This is a genomic window from Acinetobacter sp. R933-2 (genome assembly GCF_030325485.1).
GTDB lineage: Bacteria > Pseudomonadota > Gammaproteobacteria > Pseudomonadales > Moraxellaceae > Acinetobacter > Acinetobacter sichuanensis.
Genome location: NZ_JACAIJ010000012.1, coordinates 1 through 13,925, shown reverse-complemented (window position 1 = coordinate 13,925; position 13,925 = coordinate 1). Strand labels below are relative to the sequence as shown.

Annotated in this window: 9 protein-coding genes; 3 read left to right on the top strand and 6 right to left on the bottom strand. The window is 33.8% G+C overall.

The features are described 5' to 3' along the window. The first annotated feature begins 600 nt into the window (after window positions 1–600). Window positions 601–813, top strand: coding sequence for a hypothetical protein (locus HX005_RS14045; RefSeq protein WP_286377823.1), 213 nt, complete (start codon window positions 601–603; stop codon window positions 811–813). A 103-nt stretch (window positions 814–916) separates the two neighbouring features. Here the strand turns inward: HX005_RS14045 and bioB are convergent, their stop codons facing one another. Beyond that, window positions 917–1,909 carry a biotin synthase BioB gene (gene bioB / locus HX005_RS14040; RefSeq protein ID WP_107009102.1) on the bottom strand — a complete coding sequence of 331 codons (993 nt, stop codon included), beginning with the start codon at window positions 1,907–1,909 and terminating at the stop codon, window positions 917–919. 293 nt (window positions 1,910–2,202) lie between these two features. Beyond that, window positions 2,203–3,306, bottom strand: a complete 1,104-nt coding sequence (gene queG, locus HX005_RS14035) for a tRNA epoxyqueuosine(34) reductase QueG (protein WP_107009146.1) — start codon at window positions 3,304–3,306, stop codon at window positions 2,203–2,205. 20 nt (window positions 3,307–3,326) lie between these two features. On the opposite strand from queG, the gene HX005_RS14030 reads away from it, so the two are divergent. Both HX005_RS14030 and HX005_RS14025 read left to right on the top strand, forming a co-directional pair. Beyond that, window positions 3,327–4,814 carry an NAD(P)H-hydrate dehydratase gene (locus tag HX005_RS14030; protein WP_286377822.1) on the top strand — a complete coding sequence of 496 codons (1,488 nt, stop codon included), beginning with the start codon at window positions 3,327–3,329 and terminating at the stop codon, window positions 4,812–4,814. 92 nt (window positions 4,815–4,906) lie between these two features. After that, the gene (locus tag HX005_RS14025) at window positions 4,907–5,242 is read left to right on the top strand and encodes a hypothetical protein (protein WP_286377821.1); all 336 of its coding nucleotides are present in this window, start codon (window positions 4,907–4,909) and stop codon (window positions 5,240–5,242) included. A gap of 17 nt (window positions 5,243–5,259) precedes the next feature. On the opposite strand, the gene ruvC is transcribed toward HX005_RS14025, so the two are convergent. The 4 genes from ruvC to HX005_RS14005 form a co-directional block, all read right to left on the bottom strand. Continuing rightward, entirely contained in the window at window positions 5,260–5,802 is a 543-nt protein-coding gene (ruvC, locus tag HX005_RS14020) for a crossover junction endodeoxyribonuclease RuvC (protein ID WP_107009099.1), read from the bottom strand. A gap of 1,534 nt (window positions 5,803–7,336) precedes the next feature. Beyond that, entirely contained in the window at window positions 7,337–9,775 is a 2,439-nt protein-coding gene (locus tag HX005_RS14015) for an AAA family ATPase (protein WP_286377820.1), read from the bottom strand. 407 nt (window positions 9,776–10,182) lie between these two features. After that, window positions 10,183–12,387, bottom strand: coding sequence for a DEAD/DEAH box helicase (locus HX005_RS14010; RefSeq protein WP_286377819.1), 2,205 nt, complete (start codon window positions 12,385–12,387; stop codon window positions 10,183–10,185). Window positions 12,388–12,446: 59 nt separating this feature from the next. Further along, window positions 12,447–13,658 (bottom strand): site-specific integrase, encoded by a 1,212-nt coding sequence (locus HX005_RS14005; protein WP_286377818.1) that lies wholly within the window; start codon window positions 13,656–13,658, stop codon window positions 12,447–12,449. Window positions 13,659–13,925 lie beyond the last annotated feature (267 nt).

The following is a 13,925-nucleotide window of genomic DNA, read 5'->3' as shown; positions in this document are numbered from 1 at the left end:
AATTGGTTGGTCTTTAGATAATCCGTTCTATTTAAAAAGCATCAAATAGAAAAAATACTTCTTCATCCTAGCGAAAAATAAGCTGAAAGCAATCAAAAAATTAACAATTTTTTTGTAACGAAAATAAAGGTATTTAATTTTAAAAAACAAAGATTTATGAAATTATCATTATTTGAAAATGTTGTGGCAATATATAGACTAAAGTCTAATTTTTATAATGTAAATATAACTTGAAATAGTTCACAAATATGCTAAATATATGAGACACCTTTATAAAAATATATGTTTTAGGATAAAACATGAAAAGGTTCAACAATGGGAGGTTATGAATGTTTCAAAAGATCAAAAAAATTTTGTGTGTACACCAATTTGAATATGAGATTAATGAATACTCTGTTGTGACTAAAGAATGTCGTAAATGTGGTATTTCTCATTAATTTTATATGAAAATACAAGCGGAATATCATCACATTATGTGCTTTAAATGTAGTGTGATGATATTGAAAAAATAATATAAATCTATCGCAATATTTTTATTTAGTTTTTATTTTTTTATTTCAGTTAAAATAAGTGATTCTCATATTTTGAATTTTTATTGAAATGTCGAAAAACTTTTCTCTAGATAGCTACGTTGTTGATCAAAGCTTAGCTGATACTTTAACGTGGCTATGCCATCATCAAGATTGCTTTGATTCTTTTCAATATGATGCTTTTACTCAAGAATTAATTGTCAACCATGCCAATGGCAAAGATATTATCCGAGAAGGGATGTACTTAAATGCAAAATATGGCATTTTGATTACTTCATTATAAAGTCTAATGAATTTGTACGATTCATATTTTTTTGTACATAAAAAAAGCGATAAGTTAAATATCGCTTTTTCATTAAAAATATGACTTTTTGAATTAGCTTTATTTAGCTTGCCATTGCATCCACAGAGAGTTCGGCTGCTGTAGGTTTAGCTTTTTCAGCTTTTAAACCAAGTTTATTGAAAAGTTGTTTGTCTTTGCCTTCGCCTGCGTTTGGCGTGGTTAATAATTTTTCACCACTAAATAATGAGTTTGCACCTGCCATGAAGGCTAAAGCTTGATCTGAATCCGTTAAAGCTTCACGTCCTGCTGACAAGCGAATATAGCTTTTTGGCATGATAATACGTGCCACTGCAATGGTACGAATCCATTCTGTGACATCCAATTTCTCTACATCTGCTAATGGTGTACCATCAATAGGAACAAGCATATTGATTGGCACAGATTCAGGATGTGTAGGTAAAGTCGCAAGCTCTTGCAATAAACCAATACGGTCATTGCGGTTTTCACCTAAACCAACAATACCACCACTACACACTTTCATACCTGCACTACGTACATGATCGAGCGTGTTTAAACGGTCATCAAAAGTACGTGTGCTAATGATATGTGAATAATATTCACGTGAAGTGTCTAAATTGTGGTTGTAGTAATCTAAACCTGCTTCATGTAAACGTTCAGCTTGAGATTGGTTGAGCATGCCTAAAGTCATACAGGTTTCAAGACCTAAGGCTTTGACTTCACGTACCATTTCGAGCACATAAGGCATATCGCGTTCATGCGGATTACGCCAAGCAGCGCCCATACAAAAACGTGATGAACCAGAAGCTAATGCTTCTTTTGCTTCACTAATAACTTTATCTACAGCAATACGTTTTTCAGCTTCAAGCTTAGAGTCATAATGTACTGATTGAGAGCAATATTTACAATCTTCAGGACATTTACCTGTTTTGATTGAAAGTAGTGTACTGACCTGAATCGTGTTTGCCTCAAAATGATCACGGTGAATCTGTTGAGCTTTAAACACCAAGTCTAGAAAAGGTTGTTCATATAAGGCTTGGATCTCGTCACGTGTCCAATCATTTCGTACTAAAGGCATAGGTCAAATCCCTGAAAATCTCGCTATCTGTATTTATCATACACAAATCATGCCAAAGCCAAAGGGCAAAAACGTCCAAATTGTAATTGGCATATTGACTTAAGATTATCATATAAATTCAAAATAAAAATAGTAATTTACTTACAAAGTTGACTGTTTTTTACGTCATTTACTCGCATAAATGAGTTTGAAACTTTTGCTAACTTCAGTGTATTCGTCATTAAAAAAAACAAATATCAGTAACTTGGTAAAGAACGTGCTTTTAAAATGAGGCTGAAAAATAAATAAATTTTTTAGATATTTTCCTTAGATTTTCTCAGTTGTTCGGCAATCGCCCAGTCAACATGGATTTGCACAATCTCATCATGAGTCGATTTTTGTTGCTCTAAAGCTTGTAAAATTTGGGGTGAAAATGGTGCATTACCTAAACCAATCGCAATATTTCGCATAAAACTTTGATATCCTGTGCGTCGAATTGGACTGCCTTCTGTGCAAGTTAAAAAAGTTGCTTCATCCCAGTGCCATAAGTCTAAAAGTGAAACTTGATCTAACCCATGTCGCGGGTTGAAATCTTCAATACTGGTTTTTTTTGCAAAGCTATTCCATGGACAGATCAGTTGACAATCATCACAACCAAAAACTCGGTTACCAATGCCTCGTCTTAATTCTTCAGGAATGACACCTTTATATTCAATTGTTAAATATGCAATACATTTTCGAGCATCCAACATATAGGGTTCAACAATTGCTTGCGTTGGGCAAATATCAATACATGCTGTACATGAACCGCAATGTTTGGTCGTAGGTCCATCAAAAGGCAAATCTAGGGAAGTAAATAATTCACCTAAAACAAAAAATGAGCCTGATTTTTTATGAATGAGTAAAGTATGCTTACCTGTCCAGCCCATTCCTGCATTTTCAGCCAGTGCTTTTTCAAAAACAGGCGCAGAGTCAGCAAAAGGACGCGATTCAAAATCACCAATTTTTTCTTTAATTAAATTTGCTAGCGTTTTTAGTCGTCCACGCATGACTTTATGATAATCACGCCCTCGAGCATAACGTGCAATAATGGCAGAATTTGGTGCATCAGGTACATAACGCGGCTTTGGCGTTTCGACCAAATAGTTCATACGCACACAAATGATACTTTTCGTATTAGGGACTAATAAAGTTGGATCAGCACGTTTTTCTAAATTTTCTTCTAAAAATTTCATATCACCATGATAACCACGTTTTAAATATTCTTTAAATCGTGCTAATTCTGCTTGAGCATCAGGTTTGGCAATGACACAATCAGCAAAGCCAAGTTGCAAAGCTTGTTCCTTGATCCACGTTTTAAGTTGTTGTGGATCAATCTGTTGTAATGCAATAGAAGTTGAAGATAAAGAAGCTGACATAGAAGATATAGGGAAGAATAATGCACGTTCAAGTTTATCACAGCCATGAAATTCAAGCATGGGAAGCGCGTTGGTTTGATCAGCAAAATAGTTCTTTTGGCTTGATGCAGCAAGTCGCATGGTTAATCACACAGCGTTTATTGACTTTATTTTCTCAACAGCTTTCCCAAAATCAGCTTAAAATTCAGAACATAGCCATTTGGTGTGGAGCAGGAAATAATGCTGGAGATGGTTATTGTTTGGCAAAATATTTACAACAATTGGGTTATCAGGTCACCGTTTTTGCTGCACCTTTGGGTCATTCTGAAGACCTAGATCAAGCAATGCAATTGGCAAAAAATAATCAAGTGAATATTCAACAAGGTTTTGAACAGCATCAGCAGTTTGATTGTCATATTGATGCTTTGTTTGGTATTGGTTTAAATCGAGTATTAAATGAAGAGTGGCAAGCCGTTATTGAAAAATTTAATCAGCAAACAGGTTTGAAAATTGCTATAGATGTACCGAGCGGTTTACATGCAAATACAGGACAAAGCTTACCCATTGCAGTAAAAGCGGATTGGACTTATAGCGTGTTGGGGTTAAAAGCAGGATTATTAACAGGACAAGGTCGAGAATATGCAGGAAAAATTGATGTTATTTCTGCGATTCCACCAGATGCCGAGTTGCAAAGTTTAGCACAACTCGCTACAACGAAAATTTGTTTGCCGCCACGTAAAGCATTTGGTCATAAAGGGAGTTATGGGCACGTTTTAGTTGTTGGTGGGCATGCTGAAATGGGTGGAGCAGTGATGATGGCAGCCGAGTCAGCATTTAGTGCGGGTGCAGGTAAAGTCACAGTGGTTTGTCATCAAAAACATCATGCTGCAATTTTGGCACGATCTCCCAATATCATGTTACGTGATATCAATGAATTAAGTGATGAAACCATTCAGAACTTATTAGATCAAGTTGATGCGATCAGCTTAGGAATGGGATTAGGACGTGATGTTTGGGCAGAGCAACAATTTTTGAAATGGTTTTCTAAAATAAATTTAACCACACATTTACATGTTGTTTTAGATGCTGATGCGCTATGGTTTTTAGCCCTTCATCCAATCAAAGTGAATGCGCAGACCTATTTAACCCCTCATTCTGGCGAAGCTGCAAAGTTATTAAATTGTTCAGTATCTGAAATAGAGACCGATCGAATTGCTGCGATTTACCAGTTAAAGGAAAAATATGCAGGGCAATGGGTGTTAAAAGGTTCAGGTAGTTTGACACTTGAACAGCAGCTTTTATGGATTTGTTCAGTAGGAAATGCAGGCATGGGAACAGGTGGAATGGGGGATGTACTTGCAGGAATGATTGCGAGTTTAAAAGCCCAATTTTCAGATCAAATTAGCTTACATGATATTGTGACTTTGCATGCTTTGGCTGGTGATCATTTAGCACAACAAGGTCAACGTGGCTTGCAGGCACATCATATGAGTGAGGCGGTTTATTATGTGGTAAATTATGCGGCATAATGTATTGATAAAATTTTATATTCTTACAATTCATGAAAGCTATAGGCATGATTATTTTAAAAATCAACAGAAATATATTTGAGTGAAATAAAATGGCAGAAAAGTATTTGGTTGTCGCAATAGTTTTTGCGGCATGTATTCTCATGATTATTTATACTCAACGAGATCATTCAAAATCTAAAAAAAAGTTGAGTTTAAAAGAAAAAATTCAGCAGGAGTTTCCGCAATATAAAGTGATTGAACGTAATGAGAATATCGTGATTTGTAAGGAAATTGAAAATAGTCGAGTTGATGAAGAATTAATGTTGATTCGAATAGATCCAAATCAACAAAAAAACTTGAGAACAATCGGTAAAATGTTGATTGCGACTTATAGCAAAGCACCTTCGATTCGAGAAATAAAAAAAGATGGTGCGCCATATTTATAATGTGTAAATTCTGTATCTTATCGTCTACGACTATTGCGACTACGTCCACGTGCCATACCACCTAAAGCATTGAGCACAGCGAGTTTGCTCATGCTACCTGAGGCGTGTGCATGACAGATTGCTGCTGCTAAAGCATCGGCAGCATCAGCTTGTGGATGAATGGAAAGATTTAATAACTTCATGACCATCATTTGAACTTGTTCTTTATCTGCAGCCCCATAACCAACGACAGATTGCTTGATTTGTCGTGCAGTATACTCTGCAACTTGTAAGTCTAGATTAACTAAAGCTGCAATTGCTGCACCACGTGCTTGTCCTAGTTTTAAAGCGGAATCTGGATTTTGTGCCATAAAAACTTGTTCAACAGCAGCTTCTGTAGGACCGTGGAACTTTACAATACGATCAATACCAGCAAAAATTCGCTTTAAACGTTCAGGCATTTCTGTAGTTTCAGTGCGAATTGTACCTGCATCTACAAATTTTAGTTTTTGACCATCTTTTTCAATAATTCCATAACCTGTTAATCGTGAACCTGGATCAATTCCAATAATAAGCGACATATATTTAATATTTAAAAGTGAATTATTGCTGAATTATATGATTTTCTAAGACAAAAATGTATGTATTTTTAATTTATAGTTTTAATAGTATTTATTTAATCTAAAATTAAACCTTGAAAATGATGTAGAGCATTATGATGAATTAAAATATAGACGTAATTTAAAGTCTAGGTCATTGTTACGGTAATAAGAATTTCTCTTGGTGTGGTGTAAATAAATGTAACTAATGTTATTGATAATTATTTTTATTTATATTTTATTTAGAATAGAGTATTTAAGTTATTAATATTTAATGTTTAATATTTTATTTATAAAATGATTGTTTTTAAGGGTAGTTTAAGAAAGAGCTGAATGCTTCATTATATTATTGTATAATTTGTGTGTTCATTTTGTGTTGATTGTTGTTGTTTTTATGAATATTGTGAAATTTTTAGCAAGTTTTAATACTGTAAATACATATTTAGTTTTAGCAACTTTGGGGTTGGCAATATTATGTAGTTATTTTTATTTAAACCCTTAGTCGCTGAAAATAAAATTTAAAACCTATATTTATATAGGTTTTTTTATAGGTATAAAGATTAATTCATTATTTAAAAATGAAGTACGAGCAATAATCATTGTAGTGTGATTTATTTTGATTGATCAATAAGAGATTCTTATATAGAGAAAATCTATCTTTATTTGATAAGAGTATAAGTTTGGCTACCTCGAATATCCTACAGTAAAATTCTCTAATTTTGAGTACACCGCATAAATTATGATGAACAAGTTTTTGCAATAAAGCTCTGGAGAGTTAAGTAGTCTATGAAATGGTAATGTTATTGATTTTTTATATAGATAGACTTTGTTGACATAGTGCTTACATAGATTTAGATATTAAAAAACCACTTAGGATTAATGCACCTAAGTGGTTGTTTTATTTGGTGGGCCCGCCCAGACTTGAACTGGGGACCAACGGATTATGAGCGGAGACAAGTTTTAATTATTTTAATATATAAAACAATGTCTTGTATTTATCTAGGATGGTCGTAACGAATAAAATCAAGGAGACCGCGAATAAATTTGGAAGTGTAAGAAATTTAAGGTTTTTGGCTTTTCTAAGGTGGAGATGAGTCAAATATGAGTTTCGCTAGGTATAAGAATAATAAGCTATTTTTTGTGAGAAAAACTCGCGAAAACCGCAAAAAGACCGCGGTCTACTACGGGGCAGCAAAGATAGACCCCAGAAATGCAAAGAGTTTTTATAGACCGCAAAGACCATGCTTGCTTTGTAGACAAAGCTTTGGACCGCAAGCCCTTGTTTCGATAGCCAAAAATCGTCAATTATATGCTATATATCTATATATGAGTAACCACATCAAATACTTGTTATCACAGATCAGATCACACAAGAATTTTCTCAAAAATAACAAAACTCCCCCCTACAATGCTGCTACATGGTGCAGAATCCCGATATTTTCGGTTCGAGCCTCACCTGAAACGCGAGAGCGGAAAATATCGGGATTGTGGCCATTGTAAGTCTAAATTAATACAACTAAGCTAGCTGATTATCTGGATGTAAAGGGTCATTAGAAATTGTTACATCAATGCTTTCCAACAATGCTTCATATTGTCTGATGTCATCTTGGACTTTGATGATAATTGCTTTTGCCGCTCGCTGCATTTCAGCTTCATCCATAAGAGACATCCCTCTTTCAAATACACCCGAACAATGTGATAGTTCGTTATTTATCCTACCAATATAAAGTCGATGAAGATTATTATCATTCCAAAATAATTTTAATCTATCATCATCTTTCATGTGACTAGGAAATTTATAAAATGAGTAAATTTCAATAAATTTCCTTGCATTATTTCCAAAATTATAAAAACAGGAATAATTCTGATCATTAATTAAGTCAGCTGTTGCACATGTATGTATTTGTTGGAATAAGTAGTTAAACTCTGTAGCATATTCACTCATATAAATGGGCATTACTTTAATATAAGAGTGGTTTTCTTGTCTTTGAATTAAATATTTTTGAATTTTTAGATTAGGGGTAGTGCCGTTGTTATTAAAGCTTGTATCTAATCTTTTGAGATATTTTAAAAACTCTAAACTGTGTGTTGATATAAACAATTGTAAGAATTTTTTATCTCCACAAATTCTATCATTTATTAGAGAGTAAATAAAAAACACATGATTGCTATCTAAACTGCTAATAGGGTCATCAATCCAAATAATAGGCTTTTTATCCTGATCGAGATCATCTTGTATTTTTGCTAAAAAATAACAAAAAGAAATAAGGCTACATTCTCCTTCACTTAAATTATGTGCTTTAGCCCTATTCCGTTGTATCTCAAATTTAATAATTTTACCTGAGTGTGCATTGATTTCAATTGGTTCTAGACGCAGTGATTGGTGTCCAAAATCATGTTGTAATATGTTATTGATACGACTACAAGCCTCACCTTCAGAACTTAACTGATCCTCTTTACTTTCTATAGCTTTAATAATTTCATCTTTTCTTTTTAAAAGCACATCCAGTTCATTTTGAGGGGAAATTGTTGCTTGCTTTAAGATATTGATTTCGCTGGTCAAATTATCATAATCAATATCTTGTAAGAATTGATAAATATGACTTAGTCTTAATGCATTTTTAGCATTGTTTTGATCTTGTTCCAGTCTATCAGTCAACACGATATGTTTATCTCGAATAGTGTTGATATCATCAAAATATTTCTGTATCTCTGCAGAATAATCAATTGGCGATATAAAATTTACAATACTGAATAATTTATCTTGTTTATCTTTAAGATATGAAATTAATAGATCAAATGACTCATTTTGTTTGAATATTAAAGAGTTAATATTCATATTAATATGGTTTAATTCTGGATGGAAACTATCATAAAAAAGGTTTATGTCAAAATTGATATTGCTTATTTTTTGTTTTTCTTGGTTTATCTGAGTGATGCCACTTTGAATTCGATCTTTTAACTTTTGTGATTCTTCATCAAAATGTTGGCGTAAGGATTCTAGTCGTTCTGTGCTAATAGTATTGGCACAAAAGGCACAGGTTGCTCGGCTTTCATGATATTCCAAGCCAACCTCAACCCACTTATTTAAGGTCCCATTTTGTACTAACTCTTTAATTTTATTAGACTGACCGACTTGAGATTTTAGAATGCTTTCAACAGCTTTCACAATATTGGAAAAATTGGTACTAAATGTTAATAGGGCTGTAGGTCTATCTTTTTTAATTTGCAATATTAATTTTTCATAATCAGTTTTAATATCATCTGTCAGTGGAAGATAGTCTGTTTTAAGAACACATGGTATATCTATGCTTTTTAACTTTCTAATATCATAATTTTGATCACCATATTTTATAGATTGATACTTAATTGAATCCTGACCTTTAGTAGTTTTATCAGAAAGTATTTTTTCAAAAGCTTTATTTTTCGTATTGTAATTTAAGATAGCTTGATTGAGATATTCCTTCTTCTTTTTTATATCAAGAAAAATGCCTGATTCCCTGTTTTCCTCATTAGAACCTAATTCATCTTTTAATTCTTGAATACGGTCTAAAATTAGTTGGTTGCCCCCCCCAAGCGTTACAGAAAAAGATTCAATATCCTGAGTATCATCATGAATAAATTTTAAATTTTCCTTAACAAAGTCAGAGTTGTAAACATGGATTGGATGAGTATAACTACTCAATGAATTTTGTGTAATAACGGTATTTTCATTATCAGCCAAAGTAATCTGAAAGTCGGGCTGTTGATACTTAGATGAAATAACTTTTGTTTCTAATGCTCGTATAATTTTAGAAAGACTAGTTTTTCCTGAATAGTTTCGACCATAAAAAATATTTATATCTTTAAAATCATACAGTTGATTTCGATTGGTTGGATTAGCTAAGTTTGAACTCCAATCAAAATTTTTAAAGATACCAAAATTATCAATTTTATTAATCTTTAAAATTTTCACTTAATTCTCCTTACATTAATAGTTGCTAATAGAATAAAATTTGGCATCTTATGGTTTATTTTAACTAATTGAAAATATTACTAAAAATTATAAAATTTGACAATGCAATTAACTTGATAATAATATTTCATACATATAATTGTTGTAACAGAATGATTTCTCAAAAATAACAAAACTCCCCCTACAGTTTCCTCACAAGCCGATGCTACCGAATACAAGTACAGCTTTTGTCATTCAAAAAAAAAATCCCCCACTGTAATGCTGCAACATTGTGCAGAATCCCGATATCTTTGGTTCGAGCCTCACCTAAAACGCGAGAGCGGAAAATATCGGGATTGTGGACATTTGCTGGGACATAAAGATAACTTGGTTAGAGTTACAAGGCTTTTGATCCACGCATAATGTGATTACTTGCCTTTGATGACCTGACCACTATAGGGTGCGTATCGTTTACCATTCAGCTCAAAATCTACTTTTGTTGCTATAAAGGCATTTTGTAGATTGTGTATATGTAAATACTCAAAACCACCTACAGCAATACCATGAAATTCGAGATAACGTTTTTCAGGTTTGTTCTTATTACGATCTTTGACCTCAAAATAAGTCGCAATAAAGTTCAACGCTTTTCCTGTTGCTACCTCGATTTCATCTGTTTTGTAATCATAATGCATCCCTTTAATCAGTCGTTCTTTGATGATCGTATGCATTGGGAGATAGGTGTGTTTCTGCACAGCTTTAATGGTATTGGCAAGTAATGTACTTGCCTGTGTACCAGTAATTTTATGCCCATTGAATAAATACTTCTCAGGGGTTCGGCCATAGAATTTTCGTAACATATGCCTTACGAATTCATTTTTTGCATATGCTTCAGCTACCTTGGAAATCTCACTAAATCTTTTCTGAATCAAAATCTCTTTGATGTCATGCAGGTTAGAGATATGTTGTGCCAAATAGATCGTTTCATTTAATACCCTAGCAGTTTGCTCATGGTGCGGAATGTCATCACCAGCGAATAACACCAGATCATCTATGTAGTCTTCGTTTTTTTGTTTGGTTTGAATGAACTTATCTGAAATTTCCTTTAAGGTCTTAGGCATAAAGGTAGAAGACTGAAACTCATCAAGAAACATGCTGATTCCCAAATCTATGCTATTTGTGTAGGCTTGATCAGACAGGCTTTTTTGCTCATCAAAGAAGTCTTTGACATGTTGAGGTGTTTCAAGCTCATTATTTTCGATGAAAGTAATTTCACTATTAGGTAGGAATTTCTTGATGCGCCATGCAAGATATTCAAAGCTACTGTAAATATGTCCTGTATCCATTTGGTAGAGTGTAGATACTAAACTGGCGATATTTTGAATTGACTTACCGTTATAGACTGTAAATAGTTTGCAATCAAACCAATCTTTGAAACTCTCGTTCATATGATTGATTTTGTCATAGATGTTTTGAATCTTTTCTTTATTTTGATAGAATTTATAGTCATGAACCAAACTAGAAAGTCCCTCACCAATTTTGTATACCCTAGTGATAAATTCATCCATCATTTTTAGGTGTTTTTGGTGAACTGTTTCAATATTTTGGTTTGTCTGTAAAATCTCAGTATGCAATAAAATACAGCATGGGACATTTGCTAAACGAAGTCTTCCAATGAATTGGACTAATTCTTCTACATGCGCCTGTTTACCGATGACAAATACTGAATCTATTTCAACTTGCTCATTATTCAGATTGACCGCCTCATCCATAATAGAAGTGGTAAAGACGATATCAATACCTTGAGGAATTTTTTGTGACTCAAAGATTTCTCGAACTTCAGAGTCGTTTTTAGACTTACTATGTACCACTAAGCATTTAAGCTTATATTTTTTTTCAAAATAGCATCTAAAATTATGGCATTTCTCTCGTGAGTTGACACGTACAAGCATAGTCTTACGAGGGTGATTTTTAGGCAGTTTTTCATACTCTTTCTTAAGCTGCTTAATCCTTTTTTCAATGACAGCAATACTGGTATATTGGTCACCTTTGAGTAAAGAAATGACTTCAATATTTCGTACTATGGGGTCACTATGTTCAACAACATATTCATGATCAACTTTAATCTTTAATTGATTAAAGAGTTCATCAGTTTTAGTTGCAGTGAGACATAGTGCTGAGGGTATAGTTCTATTTTGTAAATGCCAAAGCACAGGTGTAAGTGCATCATCTCGAAATGACCCTGCTGAATAAAGTTTATGTGCTTCATCAACGACTAACAACGCCTTGGATTTTTGTGATGGCGTCATAAGCCCCATAATTTTGTCAAACTTATCATAAGTCGCAACAATGACACCTTTGAAGCTACGAACACTTTCATCGGGGCTATGGTTACCATAAAAAAATAAATATTTTGAAGTGACAGTATCATAATGGTTTTTCAGCTCAGAGACTTTGTTCTGAGTAGGAACTAAAATGACTACCAATTCAAATTGATGTTTGAGTTCTTCCATTGTAAAAGTTGTCTTACCAATTCCAGTCGGCGCGACTAAGAACGTAAATTGAGAAGCTGGAGTTTTTAAGTTCAAATCAGCCAAATATTGATTTTTTTCCAATACATATGATTTTTTAAGCATGACGAGTCCTTAGAGCATATCGCTTTACGCCATATGCTCTGTAAAATGTGAGTTAAAGTTTAGGTATTAGGGCGAGCTTCGTTGATACGTTCAGCTAACATCTCTGAAGCATTACGTAGAGTGTCCTGACGTAGGTGGGCGTAACGTTGTGTGGTTGTCGGTGAAGCATGTCCTAGCAAATGCTGAACAACATAAATATCGCAACCATTGTTAACAGCCATGCTGGCAAAGTTATGTCTAAGGTCATGGATACGAAAATTTTCAATTTGTGCTGCTTGCAGAATATTTTGAAAAGTTTTACGTATATCGTTATATGGCAAAGCGGTTGCTGGATTTGCAAAGACATACGGATATTTGCGTGACATCTTTCGTATGGTTTGCTGTGCTTGGCTATTCAACTGAATAATGCGTGGTTTACCAGACTTATTCTCATTAAGTTTCCAAAGGTGATTAACCTCATCAAGATCACTCCATTTTAAGTTAAGCACTTCACCTTTACGTGCTCCTGTTAGCAGTAGCACTTCTACAATGCCGACAATGATTTGATTATCAATTCCATAATAGGCATGGTTTGCAAGAACCCTCATTAAGCGCTTGAGTTCATCTTCAGATAAATAGCGCTCAATATGATTTTGCTCTACGAATTTTTTTACTCGACTCATTGGACTAATATCAATCAGTTCACGCTCAAAGGCGAGATTGAACATGCTACTGAGTAGAGCTCTAGAACGGTTCACTGTGGCATTAGATCGATTTTCTCCTTTTACTGTCAACATTAAGTCACTTAACATTGCAGCGGTGATTTTATTCAGCTGAATAGCACCTAAGATGGGCTCAATATGATTTTTGAATCTTGAGATATCATCTTTCCAAGACTTTTTGTTGAGCTTGGCAAGAGGTAAGTAAGTTTTGTAAAAGAAATCACTTAATATCGCTACATTTTCAAAATGCTCCAATTCTGTAATTGGATTAATACCTTGCTTCATTTTCACGAGAAATGTTAGAACAATATTAATCGCCTGATCTAACGTGAGATCAGGATATTTGCCAAGGACCTTGCTGATTTTCTTTCCTTCATAAACACCTCTGAACATAAATGTTTTACTGGCTTTAGAGACAACCACTTTTAAGGATTGTTGATAAGGAACTGAGTATTCGACTTTAGATTTTCCCTCAGGTACGCATAGTTGTTCAATTTCAAATGTTGGCTGTGTGGGGGATTGGGAAAAACTAAGTTTTGAATGCGAAAGATGTGTGAGTTTTGAGTTCATATATATACACCATACGAAAAATAAGCACACCTTACCCTAATCGTGAGATCATAAAATAATTGAGTAAGGAATGCTGTGTTAGAGTCTAGATAAACTAGAGCGAGAATTATTTAGTAAGTGATAGTAATAACCTATTGAAAGGAATTGCATATTTATGTGGGTTTGTTTGTAGGGCCCATGATAGAATTAGAGAGGTGGTCCCACTTGTTTGAACAACTAAAAGCGTATTTATAAGTGATATTCCGCTCTAGTTAAGCCACCTTGTTT